General features: G+C 67.6%; 17 protein-coding genes and 1 pseudogene. 12 read left to right on the top strand and 6 right to left on the bottom strand.

Annotation, left to right across the window (positions count from 1 at the left end; genetic code table 11):
• The 6 genes and pseudogenes from EO170_RS00330 to EO170_RS00305 form a co-directional block, all read left to right on the top strand.
• Positions 1 to 345: pseudogene (locus EO170_RS00330) on the top strand (xylosidase); the annotation flags it as partial.
• Between the two features lie 140 nt (positions 346 to 485).
• Positions 486 to 1544, top strand: a complete 1059-nt coding sequence (locus EO170_RS00325; RefSeq protein ID WP_024939515.1) for a LacI family DNA-binding transcriptional regulator — start codon at positions 486 to 488, stop codon at positions 1542 to 1544.
• A gap of 632 nt (positions 1545 to 2176) precedes the next feature.
• A complete protein-coding gene (gene kduI, locus EO170_RS00320) occupies positions 2177 to 3031 on the top strand; it encodes a 5-dehydro-4-deoxy-D-glucuronate isomerase (RefSeq protein WP_104585805.1) in 855 nt (284 codons plus the stop codon).
• A gap of 181 nt (positions 3032 to 3212) precedes the next feature.
• Positions 3213 to 3968: a 2-dehydro-3-deoxy-D-gluconate 5-dehydrogenase KduD gene (gene kduD, locus EO170_RS00315; RefSeq protein WP_115675601.1), complete on the top strand. Its 756-nt coding sequence runs from the start codon at positions 3213 to 3215 to the stop codon at positions 3966 to 3968.
• A gap of 270 nt (positions 3969 to 4238) precedes the next feature.
• Complete coding sequence (locus tag EO170_RS00310) at positions 4239 to 4904, top strand: RpiB/LacA/LacB family sugar-phosphate isomerase (protein ID WP_126941711.1); 666 nt, start codon at positions 4239 to 4241, stop codon at positions 4902 to 4904.
• A gap of 224 nt (positions 4905 to 5128) precedes the next feature.
• Positions 5129 to 6247: a GDSL-type esterase/lipase family protein gene (locus EO170_RS00305; protein ID WP_164740848.1), complete on the top strand. Its 1119-nt coding sequence runs from the start codon at positions 5129 to 5131 to the stop codon at positions 6245 to 6247.
• 205 nt (positions 6248 to 6452) lie between these two features.
• Here the strand turns inward: EO170_RS00305 and EO170_RS00300 are convergent, their stop codons facing one another.
• On the bottom strand, positions 6453 to 7097 hold the full coding sequence (locus EO170_RS00300; protein WP_104585797.1) for a DUF4375 domain-containing protein: 645 nt from the start codon (positions 7095 to 7097) through the stop codon (positions 6453 to 6455).
• A gap of 68 nt (positions 7098 to 7165) precedes the next feature.
• Positions 7166 to 8056 carry a phenylalanine 4-monooxygenase gene (gene phhA / locus EO170_RS00295; RefSeq protein ID WP_126941709.1) on the bottom strand — a complete coding sequence of 297 codons (891 nt, stop codon included), beginning with the start codon at positions 8054 to 8056 and terminating at the stop codon, positions 7166 to 7168.
• A 127-nt stretch (positions 8057 to 8183) separates the two neighbouring features.
• Between phhA and EO170_RS00290 the strand changes: the two genes are divergently transcribed.
• Both EO170_RS00290 and EO170_RS00285 read left to right on the top strand, forming a co-directional pair.
• Entirely contained in the window at positions 8184 to 8666 is a 483-nt protein-coding gene (locus EO170_RS00290; protein ID WP_126941707.1) for an Lrp/AsnC family transcriptional regulator, read from the top strand.
• Positions 8667 to 8890: 224 nt separating this feature from the next.
• Positions 8891 to 11089 carry a TonB-dependent siderophore receptor gene (locus tag EO170_RS00285; protein WP_126941705.1) on the top strand — a complete coding sequence of 733 codons (2199 nt, stop codon included), beginning with the start codon at positions 8891 to 8893 and terminating at the stop codon, positions 11087 to 11089.
• A gap of 486 nt (positions 11090 to 11575) precedes the next feature.
• On the opposite strand, the gene EO170_RS00280 is transcribed toward EO170_RS00285, so the two are convergent.
• The 3 genes from EO170_RS00280 to EO170_RS00270 form a co-directional block, all read right to left on the bottom strand.
• The gene (locus EO170_RS00280; protein ID WP_126941703.1) at positions 11576 to 12613 is read right to left on the bottom strand and encodes a patatin-like phospholipase family protein; all 1038 of its coding nucleotides are present in this window, start codon (positions 12611 to 12613) and stop codon (positions 11576 to 11578) included.
• 409 nt (positions 12614 to 13022) lie between these two features.
• Positions 13023 to 14033, bottom strand: coding sequence for a TIGR00266 family protein (locus EO170_RS00275; RefSeq protein ID WP_104585787.1), 1011 nt, complete (start codon positions 14031 to 14033; stop codon positions 13023 to 13025).
• Positions 14034 to 14282: 249 nt separating this feature from the next.
• The gene (locus tag EO170_RS00270) at positions 14283 to 15128 is read right to left on the bottom strand and encodes an ATP-binding cassette domain-containing protein (protein WP_119127295.1); all 846 of its coding nucleotides are present in this window, start codon (positions 15126 to 15128) and stop codon (positions 14283 to 14285) included.
• A 153-nt stretch (positions 15129 to 15281) separates the two neighbouring features.
• Here EO170_RS00270 and EO170_RS00265 point away from each other — a divergent pair, with 153 nt between their 5' ends.
• Genes EO170_RS00265 through EO170_RS00250 form a run of 4 tightly spaced genes read left to right on the top strand, consistent with a single transcriptional unit; the run spans position 15282 to position 19133 of the window.
• Entirely contained in the window at positions 15282 to 16487 is a 1206-nt protein-coding gene (locus EO170_RS00265; RefSeq protein ID WP_104650437.1) for a fatty acid desaturase, read from the top strand.
• 52 nt (positions 16488 to 16539) lie between these two features.
• A complete protein-coding gene (locus EO170_RS00260; RefSeq protein ID WP_126941701.1) occupies positions 16540 to 16878 on the top strand; it encodes a calcium-dependent protein kinase 21 in 339 nt (112 codons plus the stop codon).
• Positions 16879 to 16926: 48 nt separating this feature from the next.
• Positions 16927 to 17664: an ATP-binding cassette domain-containing protein gene (locus EO170_RS00255; protein ID WP_115675611.1), complete on the top strand. Its 738-nt coding sequence runs from the start codon at positions 16927 to 16929 to the stop codon at positions 17662 to 17664.
• The gene (locus EO170_RS00250; protein WP_126941699.1) at positions 17661 to 19133 is read left to right on the top strand and encodes a glycine betaine ABC transporter substrate-binding protein; all 1473 of its coding nucleotides are present in this window, start codon (positions 17661 to 17663) and stop codon (positions 19131 to 19133) included. Before EO170_RS00255 ends, EO170_RS00250 begins: the two co-directional genes overlap by 4 nt.
• Before the next feature lie 120 nt (positions 19134 to 19253).
• On the opposite strand, the gene EO170_RS00245 is transcribed toward EO170_RS00250, so the two are convergent.
• On the bottom strand, positions 19254 to 20435 hold the full coding sequence (locus EO170_RS00245) for an aminotransferase class V-fold PLP-dependent enzyme (protein WP_126941697.1): 1182 nt from the start codon (positions 20433 to 20435) through the stop codon (positions 19254 to 19256).
• Positions 20436 to 20461: the final 26 nt, after the last annotated feature.

The following is a 20461-nucleotide window of genomic DNA, read 5'->3' as shown; positions in this document are numbered from 1 at the left end:
GGGCAGGGCGGGGCGCTGCTGTTCTACAGCGACAAGCTCTACGCCGGCGTCGGCAGCAATGGCGAGCAGTTCGTCATGCACCGCTACGGCGAGGAGCGCCCGGCCAAGCTGGCGCCCAGCAGCACCGGCGGCAGCGTGTGGCTGCGCGTCACCAACAACCGCCACATCGTCACCATCCACAGCAGCACCGACGGCACCACCTGGACCAAGTACCCGGTGCAGATGGAAGTGTCCGGCTACCACCACAACGTGGCCGGCAAGTTCCTGGCCCTGAAACCGGCGCTGTATGCCGCCGGGCAGGGCCAGGTGGAGTTCCGCAACTTCCGCTACCGCGCCCTGGACTGACCGTTCTGCATTGGCGGGCATGTCGCGGCGCACCGGGCCGCGGCGCGTCCGGTGCTGCGGATGCGGGACATCGGCAAGCCTGCGACGGCTTGCCGGCCCGCTGGCCGGTAGAATCCATTCAACTCGAACGGTTGACCGCTATGCCCGCCCGCAAGATGCCCGAAGAGGGAATGCCTGGCCTGCCGAAGGGCAAGGTAGCCACGATCAACGACATCGCCCGGATGTCCGGGGTCTCCAAGAAGACCGTCTCGCGGATCATCAACAACTCGCCGCTGGTGCGGCAGGACACCCGCGAGAAGGTCGAGGCGCTGATGCGCGAGGTCGGCTACGCGCCGGACCCGCTGGCGCGCGGGTTGGCGTTCCGGCGCTCGTTCCTGATCGGCATGGTCTACGACAACCCCACCGCGCAATACATCGTGGACATGCAGTACGGCGCGCTGGACGCGCTGCGCGGCTCCAGCTTCGAGCTGGTGGTGCACCCCTGCGACAGCCGCAGCCCCGGCTACATCGAAGGCGTGCGCCGCTTCGCCCAGGCGCAGAAGCTGCACGGGGTGATCCTGGTGCCGCGCGCCTCCGAGGACCAGGCGCTGGCCGACATGCTGGCCGAGATCGGCTGCCGCTACACCCGCATCGCCTCGGTCGCGCTGGACACCACCTCGCAGACGGTGATCACCCACGACCGCGACGGCGCCGCCGAGGCGGCCGATTACCTGCTCTCGCTCGGCCACCGCGACATCGCGCTGGTCACCGGCCCCAGCGCCTACCGATCCTCGATCGAGCGCACCTCCGGCTTTGCCGATGCGCTGACCCGGCGCGGCATCGAATTGCCGCCCGAGCGCATCGTCGAAGCCGGCTACACCTTCGAATCGGGCGTGGCCGCGGCCGAAAAGCTGCTGCTGGGCAAGAAACGCCCCACCGCCATCTTCACCGGTAACGACGAAATGGCCGCCGGTATCTACAAGGTGGCGCTGCGCGCCGGCATCAGCATCCCGCGCCAGCTGTCGGTGATCGGCTACGACGACAGCTCGCTGGCCTCCCGGCTGTGGCCGCCGCTGACCTCGGTGCGCCGCCACACCCGCGACACCGGCCGCACTGCCGCGGCGATGCTGATCCAGCCCGACAACGCCCCCCAGCTGCCCACCGCCAGCGTGCGCCCGCACCTGATCGTGCGCGACTCCTGCCAACCGCCGGAAGATTGAGCGCCGCGCCGTGCTGTGCCGCGCCGGAAGATTTGAGGGCCGCGCGTCGCGCCCACGCGGTGCTGGCTTCCGCTCCACCTTGCAGGGCGTTGTGACCGTCAGGGTGAGAACAGCTGGCGCGTTCGGCCAACGGCTCGCCCCCATCCGCCCTTCGGGCACCTTCCCCCGCAGGCGGGGGAAGGCAGTCCGCCGATCGCTGCCGTGAAGCCCCTCTCCCGCCTGCGGGAGAGGGGTTGGGGTGAGGGCAAGGCGGCAGGCAGCCATCTAAGCGCAACGTAGGCATGCGCCAGAAACGCGCCAAGACACCCCCCGCCGCGCATGCCGCACACCCGACACGCCGCTCCGCCCTAGTAGTGCGTTGTGACCATCAGGGTGAGAACAGCTGGCTCGTTCGGCCAATGGCTGCCCCCCATCCGCCCTTCGGGCACCTTCCCCCGCAGGCGGGGGAAGGCAGTTCGCCGATCGCTGCCGTGAAGCCCCTCTCCCGCCTGCGGGAGAGGGGTTGGGGTGAGGGAGGGGCCGCCGCACCGTCGAACCCCCATCGTGCACTGCGCAATGACACCGGTTAACCAGTGCCGGTAGAATGGCCGGGTGCAAGCCAATCCCCCCGCGCTTGGCACCGGAGATCGCGCATGTCCCTGTACTGCAAGACCCACTACGCCACCCATCCCGACGCCATCAAGGGCGCCAGCAACGACGACCTGCGCGAGCTCTATCTGCTCGATGGCCTGTTCGTCGACGATGCGGTCACGCTGAAGTACACCCACTACGAGCGCTTCGTGCTCGGTGGCGCGGCGCCGCTCGGCACCGCGTTGGAACTGCCCAGGCAGACCGAGCCGGCCTCCGCCGCCGGTCATGCCTTCCTGGAGCGCCGCGAGCTGGGCGTGATCAACGTCGGCGCGGGCACCGGCACCGTGACCGTGGACGGCACCGCCTACACGCTTGGCCCCAAGGATGGGCTGTACGTGGCAATGGGCAGTACCGATGTCAGCTTCGCTTCGGACGACGCCGCCAACCCGGCCAAGTTCTATCTGGCCTCGACGCCGGCGCATGCGCGCTTCGAGACCAGGCAACTCTCGATCAAGGATGCCGTGGCCCTGGACCGCGGTGCGCTGGAAACCAGCAACGAGCGCACCATCTACCAATACATCGTGCCGGCCACCTGCCAGTCCTCGCAGCTGCTGCTGGGCCTGACCGTGCTCAAGCCGGGCAGCGTCTGGAACACCATGCCGCCGCATCTGCACGACCGCCGCAGCGAGGTGTATTTCTACTTCGATCTCGGCGCCAACGACCGCGTCTATCACTTCATGGGCGAGCCCGAGGCGCAGCGCCACATCGTGATCCAGAACAACGAAGCGGTGGTGTCGCCGCCGTGGTCCATCCACATGGGCGCCGGCACCAGCAATTACGCCTTCATCTGGGCGATGGGCGGCGAGAACCTGGATTACACCGACATGCACGTGCTGGACATCTGCCAGCTCAAGTAAGCCTGATTCTCGCCATCGTTCGCTTCGGTAAAGCCTGCGATCCAGGCCAGCACCGGCAACGCCAGCGCGCTCCACCTCAGGCGTTCGCGACGCAGCAGTCGAAACGACATCAACGCATTCTGCCGCGCGCCGCGCGGCTCACTCATCACAACGTGGCACATCCAGCAGGAGCAATAAGGTAATGAGCAATCCGTTCAGTCTCGAAGGCAAGGTCGCACTGGTCACCGGTGCCAACACGGGCCTGGGCCAGGGCATCGCGCTGGCACTGGCACAGGCCGGCGCCGACATCGCCGCCGCCGGCATCCAGGCGCCGACCGAGACCGAAGCACTGGTCAAGGGCCTGGGCCGCCGCTTCATCGCCATCCAGGCCAACCTGATCAGCGTCGAGCCGGTCGAGCGCATCCTCAAGGAGACGCTGGACGGCCTGGGTCGCCTGGACATCCTGGTCAACAACGCCGGCCTGATCCGCCGCACCGACGCGGTGGATTTCAGCGAGCAGGACTGGGACGACGTGATGAACGTCAACCTCAAGTCGGCGTTCTTCATGGCGCAGGCCGCCGGCCGCCATTTCATCGCCCAGGGCAGCGGCAAGATCATCAACATCGCCTCGATGCTGTCGTTCCAGGGCGGCATCCGCGTGCCGTCCTACACCGCCAGCAAGTCCGGTATCGCTGGCATCACCCGCCTGCTGGCCAACGAATGGGCCAGCAAGGGCGTGACCACCAATGCCATCGCGCCCGGCTACATGGCCACCGACAACACCGCCCAGCTGCGTGCCGACCAGGACCGCAACAAGGCCATCCTGGACCGCATCCCGGCCGCGCGCTGGGGCGTGCCGGCCGACCTCGGCGGCACCGCGGTGTTCCTGGCCAGCAGCGCCTCGGACTACGTCAACGGCGCCATCATCCCGGTCGACGGCGGCTGGCTGGCACGCTGAGGAAAATGCGCTTTCCTTCAGGCATTGCGTCATTCCTTCTCCCTCCGGGAGAAGGTGCCCGCAGGGCGGATGAGGGTCGGCAGGCACGTACATCGAGCAAACGCGCGCTGCAGGCCCCGCAACGTTTCGTCCGTTGTCGATCAGCGTCTTGATCCTTCCCGGACAAGGCACCGGAAAAAAGCGGATCAAGACAGCACCCAAGCGCACACACCAGCCACATTCCACATCCACATTCGAAACAACGTCCCCAAACCCAATCGGAGCATTCCCATGAAAATCGCACTCATGAACGAGTTCAGTCAGGCCGGCAAGAACCCGGTGATCCTGCAGCAGCTCAACGACGTTGCCGGCGAGCAGGGCCACACCGTCTTCAACGTCGGCATGGACGGTGACAACGACCATCGCCTGACCTACATCCACCTGGGCATCGTCGCCAGCCTGCTGCTGAACTCCAAGGCCGTGGACTTCGTCGTCGCCGGCTGCGGTACCGGCCAGGGCGCGATGATGTCGCTCAATGCGCATCCGGGCGTGTTCTGCGGCTACTGCATCGAGCCGACCGACGCCTACCTGTTCGCCCAGGTCAACAACGGCAACGCGCTGTCGCTGGCATTCGCCAAGGGCTATGGCTGGGGCGCGGAAATCAACGTGCGCTACATCTTCGAAAAGGCCTTCAGCGGCGAGCGTGGCCTGGGCTATCCGGCCGAGCGTCGCGAATCGCAGGCCGCCAATGCCGGCATCCTGACCCAGGTCAAGCAGGCCACCGCCAAGTCGTACCTCGACGGCCTGCGCGCCATCGACCCGGAGCTGATCAAGCAGGCCGTGGGCGGCGAGCGCTTCCAGCAGTGCTTCTTCGACAACGCGCAGGACGCTGAGATTCGCAACTTCGTCGCCGGCGTGCTGGGCAAGCCGGAAGCTGCCGCAGCTGCCGCAGCGTAACCAGCACAGGTAACGCCAAGGCCCCTCTCCCGTTGGGAGAGAGGCTGGGGCGGGACTACGAGGCAAAACGGTCGATGCGTCACTTCTGAAGGCGCGTGGCGACGCGTTTGTTATGGCAGGCGCTCGCAGATCTCTGAGGCGCACCCTCATCCGCCCTTCGGGCACCTTCTCCCGATGGGAGAAGGAACAGCGTCGCGCACTTAGCATTTTTACCGGAGCCCACCATGCGTCTGCTGCTGTTCGCATTGCTGCTGCTCTGCGCAAATAATGCCCGTGCCGACCCACACCGCATCTTCATCGCCGGTGATTCCACCGCTGCCGAATACGGTGCCGAGCGCGCGCCGCAAGCCGGCTGGGGCCAGGTGTTGCAGGAGTGGTTCGACCCGGCGCAGTGGCAGGTGCGCAACCATGCCAAGGGCGGCCGCAGCACCCGCAGTTTCATCGCCGAAGGGCGCCTGGACACGATTGCAACAGAGCTGCAACGCGGCGACATCCTGCTGATCCAGTTCGGCCACAACGACGCCAAACACGAAGATCCAACCCGCTACACCGACCCGCAGGGTGACTATCAGCAGTTCCTACGCCGCTACATCGCCACCGCGCGCGACAAGGGCGCCACGCCGATCCTGATCACCCCCGCAGCCCGCCTGCTCTATGACTTCGGCGCGCTGCTCGACACCCATGGCCGCTACACCCTGGCCATGCAGCACGTTGCCGCGCAGGAACACGTCGGCCTGATCGATCTCAACGCCAGTTCCAGCGCCTGGATCCGTGCCCTCGGCGAACAGGCGGCCAGACCCTATTTCCTGTTCGTTCCCGAACAGGGCAAGGCCGATGGCACCCATTTCAGCCGCGCTGGCGCCACGGCCGTGGCGTGCCTGGTCGTGCAGGGATGGGTGCAGCTGCAACCTGGTCTCGCAGCACAGCTGCGCCGCGATGCCGACTGCGGCGCAGCTGCCGACACCGCCGCCCAACGCGCGGCGCAGGCGCATCCCTCGCTGGTGGTACACGAACGCGACCTGGCACGCCCACAACCCGGCCCGCACGGCGGCGCCGGCCCCACCACGGCGTATCCGTTCTTCGCCGATGCGCCCGACCTGAAATTCGTGCTGCGCAAGCGCGTGCTGCACAAAGGCGCCGGCATCGGCCTGCACCTGCACGACAAGGACGAGATCTACTACATCGTCAGCGGCCGTGGGCTGTATGCGCTGGATGGCAGGCAATACGCAGTCACTGCAGGCGATGCGCTGCTGACACGGCCGGGAAGTACGCATGCCTTGCAGCAGGCCGGCGAGGAACCACTCGTGCTGCTGTTGGCCTATCTTCCCAAGCCGGCAGGGTGAGCTGTCATCTTGGTGCATCGCAGATGGCGGCACGGCGGATGCGTTGCCCAACCATTGCCTGCCCCCGGCACTGTCGCTCGGTCCCGGCCGCAGCCCTGTTCGCAAGCCGACGACCGTCGGCAGCATGTGCCGACAACGCGTGTAGCGTCGATGCGCACCATCGCCACCTGCCGCCCGCACCTGTCCAGCGGCCAGCGTGCGCGTGTTACGCCTTGTCGACCCCGTAGTGGGTCAGCCCCAGCCGGGCCAGTTCGCCGCAGCGGCGGTAGTAGACCTCTTCCCAGCCATCCACGCGCTGGCGGTCGGTCTCGCTCATGGCATCGAGGATGTCTTCGATGCTGAGCAGGTTGGGGTCTTCTTCCAGGCGTTCGAATACCGTGCCCAGGCCTTCGATCGCCTGGCGCGCCTGTGCCGCGCCCATCGCGCCCAGCCCCTGCAAGGCATCGCGCCGGGTGGCGGCATCCCAGCGGTCGAAGTAGCGCGCATAGCCGCTCTCGCTCATGTCCGCATCCAGCCGTGCCAAGGCCACCAGCTCGCGCTCGCCCGGCGAGAGGGCATCCATGCGTCCGCGCAGCGCGCTCAGTTTGGTTTGCGCGCGTGCGCTGCGCCGGCGCCACAACAGCTCGGGCATGTTGAGCAACCCGTCTGCCGTGGGGGGCGCCACTGCCGGCCAGTTCACCCCGAAGCCGTCGTCGGTGAGCTGCCACTGCGCGCGCTGCGGCGGCGCTGCCTTGAACAACAACCGATGCGCCTGGATCGGCTCGTCGATGCGGATGCCGTTGGCCAGGGTGAACAGCAAGCGGGTGTCGTCCAGCTCCAAGCGCCGGATGCGAAGCTGCGTCAGGTCCATTGAGCAAGGGCGGTGTGGGAAGGGTCGACCATAGTCCGGCTCGGCGGTGGTGTCGAGTCGGTGCAGCCTCAGACGTCGCCGTCTGTGCTCCAGCCGTCGCCGCTGCCGCGCTGCAGGACCCGATCGGTATCCAGCACCGCGCCGGCCGGCACCTGCGCCTGCTGCGCGAGATCGGCATAGATCGGGGTGAAGTCCGGTGCGGTGGCGTCCATCAATTGCGCAAAGCTGTCGATGACGAAGTAGGTCTTCTGAAAGCTGTCGATGCGGTAGCGCGTGCGCATGATCCGTTGCAGGTCGAAGCCGAGCCGGTTGGGCGCGGGCGATTCCAGCGAATGCAGCGATTCGCCCTTGGACGACACGATGCCGGCACCAAAGATGCGCAGCCCCTGCGGCGTGGCGATCAGGCCGAATTCCACCGTGTACCAATACAGGCGGGTGAGGTTCTGCAGTGCGTCCGCACCGATGCCGTGCGCCTTGACCCCGCCACGGCCATAGGCCTGCATGAAGTCGGCAAACAGCGGATTCATCAGCAGCGGCACGTGCCCGAACAGGTCATGGAACAGGTCCGGTTCGGCGATGTAGTCGATCTGCTCGGGGCGGCGGATCCACCAGGTCACCGGGAAGCGCCGGTTGGCCAGATGCTCGAAGAAATCCAGCTCCGGCAGCAGGCCTTGCACGCCGACCAGGGTCCAGCCGGTGGCCGCCTGCAGCACTGCATTGAGCGCATCGAAACGCGGAATGTGGGTCTCGCCCATGCCCATTGCATCCTGCGCCTGCAGGAATTCGTCGCAGGCGCGGTCCACCAGCAACGCGCGCTGCCGACGGTACAGGGTGCCCCAGGTGGCGTGGTCGTCGGCGCTGTAGCCCTCCCACGGCTGCTCGATCACGGCGGTGGTGTAGACCGGCACATAGCCCTTGTCGGTGAGCTGGTTTTCGACGCGTTGCGGTGCGGTGTTCATGCGGCGGCGGTTCCCGATGATCAGCGCTCACCTTAGCCCGGCGGCCACGCAACGGGATTGCAAATCTTGCGTGCCCAAGTGTTTCAGGCGCAAGATTCGTGCGTTATCCACTGCTGCTGCGCAACATATGGACCAGCCAATCGCCCTGGACCGCACCGATCTGCGGCTGCTCGCGCTGCTGCAGACGCAGGGCCGCAGCAGCAACGCGGAGCTGGCGGTGCAGGTCAATCTGTCGGCCTCGGCCTGCCTGCGCCGCACCCAGCGGCTGGAGGCGGCCGGCATCATCGCCGGCTATGGCGCGCGCCTGGATGCCAAGGCACTGGGGCTGGGGCTGCAGGCCTTCGTGCGGGTACAGCTGGAGCAGCACGGCCAGGCCGATATCGAACACTTCGCCGCGGGCGTGCGCGGCTGGGACGAGGTGGTGGCCTGCTGGGCGCTCACCGGCGACATGGATTACCTGCTGCAGATCCAGGTGCGCGACCTGGAGCATTTCTCGCGCTTCCTGCTCGACCACCTGCTCAATGCGACCGGCGTGTCCGACGTCAATTCCAGCTTCGTGCTGCGCACGGTGAAAGCGCCGGAAGGCTTGCCGCTCTCGCATCTGGGATGATCCGGCCGGTTGCAGGACAGTCACGCGCGCACTGTGACTTGCCTCTCAAACGCAAACGATTTACATTTACGTAACATCCGGCGGCGTCCGGCATGTCTTCTCGTCGATCCGCCAGCCCGGCAGGGCCAGCCAGCTCGTCGCCCGAGTGGGACGCGCCGCGCATGCCTGCGCTTTCCTGCCCCGTGACGCCACGCGTCCCGCACCGATCGATGAGAAACCTTCCAATGCCCGCGATTTTCCCCCCTTTGGCCACGTTGTCCGCTGCCTTGCTGTGCGCGTTGGCGCTGACGCCCTGTGCTGCGCGTGCCGCCGATGCCGCCGATGCAAGCAACGCCAAGACGCTGGACCAGGTCAACGTCAACGGCGCGGTGAGCCGCGCGCAGCCGGCCACCACCACGCGCCTGCCGCTGACCCTGCAGGAAACCCCGCAATCGGTGAGCGTGATCGGGCTGCAGCGGCTGGAAGAGCAATCGCTGTTCAGCATCGACGATGTGATGCGCAACGTCACCGGCGTCAACGTGTCGTTCTACGACACCCAGCGCCCGCTGTATTACGCACGCGGCTTCCAGATCACCGACTTCCAGGTCGATGGCCTGCCCACCTACAGCGGCGCGACCAACCAGGAATACGACACGGTCTTCTATGACCGCATCGAGGTGATCCGCGGCGCCAATGGCCTGCTCACCGGCGCCGGCATTCCCTCGGCCACGGTCAACCTGCTGCGCAAGCGCCCGGGCAAGGACTTCGATGCCTCGTTCGCGGTGAGCGCGGGCACCTGGGATTTCCGCCGCATGCAGGCCGACGTCAATGCGCCGCTGACCGACGACGGACGCTGGCGCAGCCGCGTGGTGGCGGCCTGGCAGGACCGCGACTATTACTACGACCGTTACCACGACAACAAGATGTCGGGCATGGCGGTGCTGGAAGGCGACCTGACCGACAGCACCACGCTCACCGTCGGGTATCAGCGCCAGGACAACACCCCCGTCGGCTCGACCTGGGGCACGGTGCCGTTCTTCGCTGCCGATGGGTCGCCGGCCAACCTGCCGCGTTCGACCAACATGGCGCCCACGTGGAGCCGCTGGCAGCGCGAGACCAGCACCGCCTTCGCCAACCTCGAGCAGCGCTTCGGCGAGAACTGGTTGCTGCGCGTCAACTACGCGCACACCAAGGGCGATGTGCAGAGCCTGCGCGCCTATGGCACCGGCTATCCGGCCGCCGATGGCAGCGGCATCTTCCTGCGCACTGCCGCCGGCGAAACCAGCGATGCGCGCGACGGCGTGGACGTGTACCTGTCTGGCGGTTTCTCCTTGTTCGGCCGCCAGCACGATGTGGTGGTCGGCGGCAGCTGGCAGGATCTGCAGTCGACCTCCTACGGCGTCGCGCAGACCTATCCCGATGACTGGGCCACCTGCGATGGCGAACGTTGCTATTTCATCCCCAACATCCGCAACTGGGATGGCGATATCTCCGAAGTGACCTATGCGCGCAACGGCCGCCGCAGCGAAGCACGTACCACCCAGCGCGGCGTGTATGCCTCCACACGCTTCCGCCTGGCCGACCCGCTGTCGCTGATCGCCGGTGCCCGCCTGAGCTCCTGGGAAACCCGCACCCAGGCCTTCAGCACCAGCGGCGCTTACACCGGCACCAGCGGCCGCTACGAGGTGAGCGACGAAGTCACCCCGTACGTGGGGCTGGTCTATGACATCGTGCCGGACGTGTCGCTCTACGCCAGCTATACCGAAATCTTCAATCCGCAGAACTTCCGCGACAAGGACAACAACCTGCTCGCCCCGGTGGAAGGCTCCAACCTGGAGGCCGGCATCAAGGCGCAGGTGTTCGACGGCCATGCGCTGGCCACCGCCGCCGTGTTCGAGGCCAAGCAGGACAACTTCGCCGTGCGCGACATGACCCAGCCGGAATCCTCGCTGCCGGACGGCAATTCGGCCTACATCGGCATCAACGGCACCAAGAGCCGTGGCTGGGAAATGGATGTCAACGGCGAGATCCTGCCCGGCTGGACCGTCAATGCCGGCTTTACCCATGTCAAGGTGACGCGCCCGCCCACCGATGCGATCTACGCCAACCTGCCCGAGGATTACCTGCAGCTGTCCACGCAGCTGCGCCTGCCCGGTGCCTGGGAGCGCCTGAGCATCGGCGGCGGCGTCAGCTGGCAGAGCGCGGTACGCGGCTTCAACATCGCGCGTCCCACCGGCGACGGCACCGGCGCCACCACGCCGGTGACGGTGGTGCAGAACGCGTATGCACTGGTGCACTTCAATGCCAACTACCGCATCAGCGATCAATGGACCGCCACGTTGGCGGTACGCAATGCCTTCGACAAGCGCTACTGGGCCAACCTGGATTACCAGAACTACGGCGAGCCGCGCTTTGTCAGCGTGTCGTTGCGTTGGCGCTATTGAGCCGTTGCCGTTGCCGATGATGCGGATGCGTTACCGGTAAGGCATCGCGGCCAGGGCCGCTCCTACAGGAGCGGTGCTGGCCGCGCCGTTGACCACTGCACCCGACGTCACCGTAGGAGCGGCCCCGGCCGCGACCCACCCGACACACCGTCAGCGCCCCCAAAACGCCGCGCCCTTGTAGGAGCGGCCCCGGCCGCGACCCACCCGACACACCGTCAGCGCCCCCAAAACGCCGCGCCCTTGTAGGAGCGGCCCCGGCCGCGACCCACCGGCACGCCGTCAGTCCCCCAAAACGCCGCGCCCTCGTAGGAGCGGCCCCGGCCGCGACCACGCCCGGCACATCGACACAGCAGCAATACCGCAGTCGCCCCACGCATCGGCGTAAAAGTGCGCATCGCAAACAGGCACGCCACACCCGCTCGCATGGCTCGCCTGGCCGTGCGTGGCACCCGCACTACTTCCGCATTTCCTCGCACTGCATCGGCCTCACGGCGCGACGCAGGCCTCTTCCTTGCCGCGCAGTTTCTGCCAGCGCGAGCGCTCTGCCAGACAGCGCCGATACGCGTCCGCCTTGGCGGCGGCTGCCTGCTCGGCGGCAGTACGCGTGGCGCTGCTGCGCTGCGCCTGCAACTGCGCGATCCTGGCGCGGATCTGCGGCATTGCCGCCATCGCGGCCCGTTCGCCTTCCAGGATGGCCGCACCACGCTGGTTGAAATCGGCCGAGCCGATGTCGCTGACCTTGGGGCGGATCACCACGTCGGCACGCTTGAGTTCGGCCTCGCCCAGGCGCTGGCCCATGATCGAGATCGACTGGTTGACGGTGCCGAGCAGGTCGCCGGGATTTTTACCGCTGGCCTTGCTGGAGATGTCCACCGCCACCACGAATTCGGCGCCGAGCTGGCGCGCGGCATCCACCGGTACCGGGCTGACTACGCCGCCGTCCACATAGTGGTATTGGCCGATGGTCACCGGCTCGAACACGCCGGGAATGCTGCTGGACGCGCGCACCGCCTGGCCGGCATTGCCGCGCACGAACACGGTGCGCTCGCCGTCTTCCAGGCGCGTGGCGACCGCAGCGAACGGCTTGCGCAACTTGTCGATCGGCTTGCCGCCCAGTTGCGCGTTGACGTAGTCCTGCAGCTTCTGGCCCTGCACCAGGCCGCCGGAAAAGATCCGCACATCGCGGATGCTGGTCTGGTCGAGCGCGACGGCCTTTTCCTGCATCTGGAACGCATCCATGCCGCTGGCATACAGCGCCCCGACGACGCTGCCGGCGCTGGTGCCCGACACCACCACCGGCGCAAAGCCGTTGGCTTCGAGCATCTTGATCACGCCGATATGCGCAAAACCCTTGGCCGCACCGCCGCCGAGCGCAATGCCGATCTTCACCGGCTTGGGCGCGCCGGCAGACGGCGCCTGCACGACCGGCGCCGGTGCCGCCGGACGTGGCTCGCCGCCGCAGGCGCAAAGCAGGCCGAGCAAGGACATCAGGGCGAGAAGGCGGGGGCGGCGGAGCGCGGTCATGGCGGAAATGTCGATGGGAAAGGCGAGGGAGAATACACGCGTGCCATCACTGTGGCGCTGATGGTCGGCGTGCGTGGAGATTACTCAGAACGGCATCGTTTGCAGGCGTTGCACTCCTGGTCCCGGCAAGAAGGGCGAGCGGGTTCATTCGTGCGATGACCGCAACCACCTGCACGCAGCACGGAACCAGAGCCCTCTCCCCGCGGGGGCGATAAGGCACTGCTTGCGCGCCATGGCGCGCGTGCCTTGGAGCGCCCGCGCCGCAAGCGCGGGCCGGGGGGTGAGGGTACGGAGCGATGCCACATGGGAATGCGACCGCAGCAGGCTTCGTCCGTTCCCTCATCCGGCGCTACGCGCCACCTTCTCCCGGCGGGGAGAAGGGTGTCAGCCCGCCTGCCGCTTCACCCCATCAGAACCGGTTGTCCCCATCCAGCAACCGGCCCAGTCCGCCCAGCACCGAGCCTTCGCCGCGTTGCTGGCCGCCGGCCTGCGGGGCGGCCTGCAGCATGCGCCCGGCCATGCGCGAGAACGGCAGTGATTGCAGCCAGACCTTGCCGGGGCCGGTGAGGGTGGCCAGGAACACGCCTTCGCCGCCGAAGAACATGCTCTTCAGGCCGGCGACGCGGCGCACGTCCATGTCCACGCCGGCGTGATAGGCGACCACGCAGCCGGTATCCACGTCGATGCGTTCGCCGGGGCCGAGCTCGCGTTCGACCACGGTGCCGCCGGCATGCACGAAGACCCAGCCATCGCCTTCGAGCTTCTGCATGATGAAGCCCTCGCCGCCGAACAGGCCGGTGAGGATCTTGCGTTGAAACGCGATGCCCAGCGACACCCCGCGCGCACCGGCCAGGAAGCTGTCCTTCTGGCAGATCAGTTGCCCGCCATGCTCGGACAGGCGCAGCGCCAGCACCGTGCCCGGATAGGGCGCGGCGAATGCGACCCTGGCCTTGCCGCTGCCGGCATGGGTGAACACCGTGGTGAACATGCTCTCGCCGGTGACCACGCGCTTGCCGGCCGACAGCAGCTTGCCCATCAGCCCGCCGCCGCCGCTCTGGCCGGCATGCGAGCCGTCGCCGAACACGGTGTCCATCTGCACTGCGGCGTCCTTGTACATCAGCGCGCCGGCCTCGGCGATGGCGCTTTCACCCGGGTCCAGTTCGACCTCGACGAACTGCATGTCGTTGCCGACGATGCGGTAGTCGATCTCGTCGGCACGCCCGGCCGCGCCGGTCAACGGTGGCGGCAGGCTGCCGCCGCCCTGCAGCTCGGCCAGCTGGCGGGCCGGCGTCCAGCCATCGAGTCCGTCGCGCCAGGCCAGCGCGTCGGGCTGGCGTTGGGCATGCGCGCGGGCGCTGGCGTCGTCGAGTGGGCCGATGCGATCGGCCTGTCCGGGAACATGGAAATACCACTGGGCCATCGGAACGACTCCTGATCTGTGCGTGCGCCGAGTCTAAGCGCAGCCGCCGCGACCGCGTCCTGTGTCCAAGGTCATGCCGGGAGGGCGGTCAGGTGTGGTTGCCACCGGGCAGATATCCCACGCGTGCCGCTCAGGCCTGCATGCCGCCAGGGCGGTCGCGAGCAGGCAATCGCGTTGACGTGGGCCGGAGCGTGGCTGGCGCCTGCCTCCGACAACGCCGTCATGCTGACCGCCGCATTGGCCTCGCGCTTATTCCCCGACCGTCGCCCAATAGCGTTCGCCATCGCGGTGCACGTGCACCGGGCCGGCGAACACATCCGACAGGCTGGCATCGGTGAGCAGCGCATCGCGCGGACCGTCGGCCACCACGGTGCCGGCCCGCAACAGGATCACCCGCGCGATCTCCGGCACGATCTCCTCGATGTGATGGGTCACCAGGATCAGCGTGATGCCTTGCCGGGCCAGGTGGCGCATGGTGTCGAGCAGGTGCTGGCGCGCCACCAGGTCCAGGCCGGTGGACGGCTCGTCCAGCAGCAGCGCCTGCGGGCGGTTGACCAATGCGCGCGCGATCAGCACGCGGCGGGTTTCGCCGGCCGACAGTTCGGCAAACTGCCGGTCCAGCAACGGCAGGGCGCGCGCCAGGGCCAATGCCTCGCGTGCCCGCGCGCGCATGGCGTCGCTGATCTCGCGATGCGGCGGCACCACATAGCTGGCGAAGAAACCGGACAGCACCGCGCTTTCCACGTCCAGCCCCGGCATGTCGGCCAGGTTGACGCTGAGATCGCCGGTGACGATGCCCAGCTGCGAGCGCAGGCGATCCACCTGCCAACGCGTCTGCCCAAGCACCTTCACCGCCGCCTGGCCATCGGCGCGCACCAGCGGATACAGCTCGCGGGTGATCAGCTTGATGAAGGAGGATTTGCCGCAGCCATTGGGGCCGAGGATGGCGGTGTGCTGCCCCAGCGCGATGCGCAGGCTGAGCGCATGCAGCACACGCACCTGGCCGCGCATCACGCTGGCCTGGTCGAGCTCGATCAACGGGGTGGCGTTCGCAACAGCAGCAGGATCGGTGGACATCTGGGCAGTAACCGTCATACGGGTGACATCAGGCGCAGTGGGGAAAGGAGGCGTGTGAACCGCTTTAGGAATGTAGGACGCACCCTACGCATCCGAAGGGTGAAGTTTGCCGCCATCGCCCCCATCATGTCTGCATCGACCCAACCCGATGGCGCCGCTGTGGAGATGCCGATGTTGTCCGACCCGATCATCGACGTTCTGACTTCCGGCGTGGCCGGGCTGGGCGTGTGGGGCATGCTGGCGGTGCTGCTGGTGTTCACCCAGCTCACCATCTTTGCGGTGACCTTGTACCTGCACCGCAGCCAGGCCCATCGTGGTGTGGATTTCCATCCGGTGGTGGCGCACTTCTTCCGCTTCTGGACCTGGTTGACCACCTCGATGATCACCCGCGAATGGGTGGCGATCCATCGCAAGCATCACGCCAAGGTCGAGACCGAGGAAGACCCGCACAGCCCGCAGACCAAGGGCATTGGCCAGGTGTTCTGGCGTGGCGTTGAGCTGTACCGCGAAGCGCGCGCGCAGCGTGCCGACATCGAGCAGTACGGCAAGGGCGCGCCCACCGACTGGATCGAGCGGCATCTGTACACCCCGCATGCCAATGCCGGCCCGATCGCGCTGCTGGTGATCAACGCGGTCCTGTTCGGTTTGCCCGGCATCGCGCTGTGGGCGATCCAGATGGCGTGGATTCCGTTCTGGGCCGCCGGCGTGGTCAACGGCCTGGGCCACTGGTGGGGCTATCGCAATTTCGAATCGGCCGACACCTCCACCAACCTCACGCCGTGGGCGCTGTGGATCGGTGGCGAAGAGCTGCACAACAACCATCATGCGTTTCCGAGTTCGGCGCGGTTCTCGATGCGGCGCTGGGAGCTGGATATCGGCTGGGTCGCCATTCGCGGGCTGCAGGCGATCGGCCTGGCCAAGGTGCTGCGCGTGGCGCCGTCGCTGGACATCCGCCCCAATATCGCCGTGCCCGATGCCGACACGCTCAAGGCCTTGCTCTCGCATCGCTTCCAGGCCATGACCGACTATCAGCGCAATGTGTTCACCCCGGCGCTGCGCGAAGAGGCCGCGGCCACCGGCGCCAAGCTGCGGCAATTGCTGCCGCGGCGCCTGCGCAAGGGCCTGGTCGATGACGGGCGTTGGCTCAAGCCCGATGCGCGTGCGCAATTGCAGCACTGGGTGGCCGAGCGCCCGCGCATGCGCACGCTGGTGGAGTACCGCGCGCGCCTGACCGCCGTGCTGGAGGCGCGCAGCCACGATGCGTCCGAACGGCTCAAGCATCTGCAGCAGTGGTGCCACGAGGCCGAAGCCAGCGGCAATGCCGCCTTGCAGGCCTATGCGGCGCGGCTGAAGGGTTATGCGCTGAGTGGGTCGTGAGCATGGCGGCACGCGGGCTGATGTGCGTGCGCGCGGAGCGCGTGGTCTGGTCATGCGTAGCCTGCTGATGGCCTGTGGTGTGTGCGGGCCGGCATTGTTCGCGCAGGCCCAGGCCCAGGTGCAGGACAGCCAGCAGTATCTGCAGCGCATGGATACCGATGGCGATGGCCGCGTCGGCCGCGATGAATACCTGGCGTGGATGAGCTACGCCTTCGATCAGCGTGACCTAGACCACGACGGCGTGCTGCAGGGCGATGAACTGCCTGGCCGACGCGGCAAGCCGATCACCCGCGCCGCGCATCGCGCCACGCTGATCGAGCGTTTTGCGCGGCAGGACGCCAACGGCGATGGCTACCTGAGCGCACGCGAATTGCTGGCGCCGCCGCGCTGATGCGCACTTTCGCGCGCGTCTGACGCTGCGTTCGGCAAGCTCGAGCGCATGTTCACTCTCGACCAGGTCAGCCGTCGCTACGGCCAGGCCGTTGCCCTCGACACCGTCTCGCTGCAGTTCGCCAGCGGTATCACCACCGCCTTGATCGGCCCCAGCGGCGCCGGCAAGTCCACCGTGCTGCGGATGCTGGTCGGGCTGGAGTGGCCGGACAGCGGCACGGTCGCCTTCGACGGCGCGCCGCTGCAACGCGCCAGCCTGCAGGCGCAGCGCCAGCGCATCGGCTATGTAATCCAGGAAGGCGGGCTGTTTCCGCATCTGGATGCACGCAGCAACGTGGTGTTGCTGGCGCAGACGCTGGGCTGGACCCGGCAGCGCATCGATCAACGCCTGCACACCTTGTGCGCGCTGTGCCAGCTGCCGCCGGAGCTGCTGGCGCGCTATCCGGCCGAGCTCTCCGGCGGTCAACGCCAGCGGGTGGGATTGATCCGGGCCCTGATGCTGGATCCACCGGCCTTGCTGCTGGACGAGCCGCTGGGCGCGCTCGACCCGATCGTGCGTTACGACCTGCAGGCGCAGATGCGCGCGCTGTTCGCCCAGCTCGGCAAGACCGTGGTGCTGGTGACGCACGATGTGGCCGAAGCGGCCTACCTGGCCGACACCCTGGTATTGATGCGGGCCGGCCAGGTGGTGCAGCAGGGCAGTGCGCGCAGCCTGCTGGAACAGCCGGCCGATCCGTTCGTGCAGCGCTTTCTCACTGCGCAGCGCAGCATCGGCGACGCCGCATGAGCGGGCACGTGCTGCTCGCCCTTGCATTGCTGATTGGAAGCGTCGGTGCGCAGGCCACGCAGGTGACGATCGGCTCGAAGAACTTCACTGAAGCCGTGCTGCTGGGCGAGATCGCCACCGCCGCCGGGCAGCGCGACGGCGTGGACGTGCAACACCGCGCGCAGCTCGGTGGCACGCGCATCCTGTGGCGTGCGTTGGAGACCGGGCAGATCGACGCGTACGCCGAATACACCGGCACGCTGGCGCAGGAACTGCTGCAGCTGCCCAAGGCCAGCCAGGCCGAACTGCGCGCCGCACTGGACACGCGCGGGCTGGCGATGACCGATTCGCTCGGCTTCCAGAACACCTATGCCTTCGGCATGCGCGTTGAACGTGCGCAGGCGCTCGGCATCGCCTCGATGTCGGATCTGGCGCGGCATCCATCGCTCACGATCGGCCTGAGCAACGAATTCATGCAGCGCGCCGATGGCTGGCCGGGCGTGCGCGCCGCCTATGCACTGCCGCAGACCGCGACCGGGCTGGATCACGATCTGGCCTATCGCGCGCTGCAGAGCGGGGCGATCGAGGTCACCGATCTGTACAGCACCGATGCGGAAATTCCGTATTACCGGTTGCAGGTGCTGCGCGACGACTGCCATTACTTTCCCGATTACCAGGCGGTGTTCCTGTATCGCAAGGACCTGGCGCAGCGCTCACCGGCGATGCTCAACGCATTGCAGGGGCTACAGGGGCGCATCGACGAGGCGACCATGCAGCGGCTCAACGCACAGGTAAAGCTGGAGCGTCAGTCCGAGGCGGCCGTGGCCGCGCAATGGCTGGGCGTGGCACCCGCATCCGCAGCCGATTCGCGCATCACCCGCCTGCTGCGGCATACGCGCGAGCATCTGGCCCTGGTCGGCATCTCGTTGGGGTTTGCCTTGCTGATCGCGTTGCCGCTGGGCGTGCTGGCGGCGCGGCGGCCACGGCTCGGGCAGGTGGTGCTCTCCCTGACTGGCGTGCTGCAGACGCTGCCGTCGCTGGCGGTGTTCGTGTTCATGATTCCGCTGTTCGGCATCGGCGCCAAACCGGCGATTGCCGCATTGTTTCTCTACAGCCTGCTGCCGATCGTGCGCAACACGCATGCCGGGCTGACCGCCATCCCGCGTGAGTTGCGCCAGACCGCCCAGGCGATCGGGCTGCCGGCGTGGACGCGCCTGTGGCGGGTGGAGCTGCCGCTGGCGCGTCGCACCATCGTGGCCGGCATCCAGACCGCGGCGGTGATCAACGTGGGCACCGCCACGCTGGGCGCCTTGATCGGTGCAGGCGGCTACGGCCAACCGATCCTCACCGGCATCCGCCTGGACGACATCGGCCTGATCCTGGAAGGCGCGATTCCCGCAGCGGTGCTTGCGCTGGTCGTGCAGGCAGTGTTCGAAGGCCTGGAGCGCTGGGTCACGCCGCGCGGCTTGCGCCTCAGCCAACGCGCCTGACCACGTAGGAGCGGACCCGGCCGCGACGGGGCGTTACCGGGACATGGCGTCATCCCGGTAACGCCTGACAGCGCTCGGTTACGCCCCGTCGCGGCCGGGTCCGCTCCTACGGGCGCTGCGTCATGGCTCTGGCAGCGCTGCGATCAGGGCTGAGAGCGCATCACCGGTGACACTCAGGTGCGGTGCGATACGTAGGCGTCCGTGCCGCCGCGTGCAGATCGCCCCGCGTTCGCCAAATATTGTTGCCACGGCCTCCAGCCGGTGTGTCGGCGGCTGCAGGGCGGTCAGATGCGCCGCGTGGGCGGGCGTGCACCAACTGCCCAGACCGCGTGCCTGCAGCGCCGCATCCCAGCGCGCGGTGAGCGCGCCCAGCGCCTGCGCGATGCGCGCCGGTTGCCAGGCAGCGACCTGCTGCAAGGCCACCGTCGCCATCGCGATCCTCATTGGATCGGCAACGCCGCCGGCATCGAACCGGCGCGCACCGCTGCGATAGGACGGCGCCTGGGCCACCGGAAATTCCCAGCTGCTGCCGGCATCGCGGCCGATCCAGTGTTCTTCGATTGGCACGCCGTGCGCCCGCCATTGCGGGGCCACCCACAGCCAGGCCAGCCCCATCGGCCCCAGCAGCCATTTGTGGCCGACGCTGACCACGAAGTCCGGCCGCCAGCGCGGCAGGTCGGTCGGCAGCACGCCCAGGCTCTGGCTAAGATCCAGCACCAGCGCTGCGCCGCGTGCGTGCACCGCGGCGCTGATGCGGTCCAGATCGAGCTGTCGTCCATCCAGCCAGTACGCATGCGGCAAGGTGACGATGCGCAAGGCCGGTGTCTGGGCGATGGCCTGCAGCACCGCCGCGGTCAAGGCATCGCCACCGGCCGTGGACACCGCCACGATGTGCGCGCCCACCTCGGCACAGCGGCGTTGCCAGATCAGCAGGTTCGAGGGGAACTGGCCTTCCAGCAGCAGCACCGCCTCGCCGCGTTGCAGCGGCAGGTTGCGTGCGGCAGTCGCCAGGCCGTGCGCGGCCGAGGGCAGCATTGCCACGCCGTCGGCATCGTCGTCGAACAGGCCTGCAGCGAGCGTGCGCAAACGCTCGATGTCCTGCAGCCAGGCATCGAACGGCAGCTGCCACGGGGGGGCCAGCGCATCCACCGCCTGATGCGCGACCGCTTGCACCGCGCGCAGCAGCGGGCCGCGCGAGGCGGCATCCAGATAGGTGATATCGGCAGGTAACGCAAATGCCTGCTGGCGGCGTTCCCATTCGACGGGCGCGGGGAGCAGGCTGGACAGAGAAAAAGAAGACATGGCGACAGCTTACCGCTGGCTGCCAC

Origin of the sequence: Xanthomonas sp. BRIP62409 (assembly GCF_003992965.1) — a bacterium.
Classification (GTDB): domain Bacteria; phylum Pseudomonadota; class Gammaproteobacteria; order Xanthomonadales; family Xanthomonadaceae; genus Xanthomonas; species Xanthomonas euroxanthea.
Note: the sequence above shows the minus strand (reverse complement) of the source record. Positions and strands in the feature narration are given on the sequence as shown.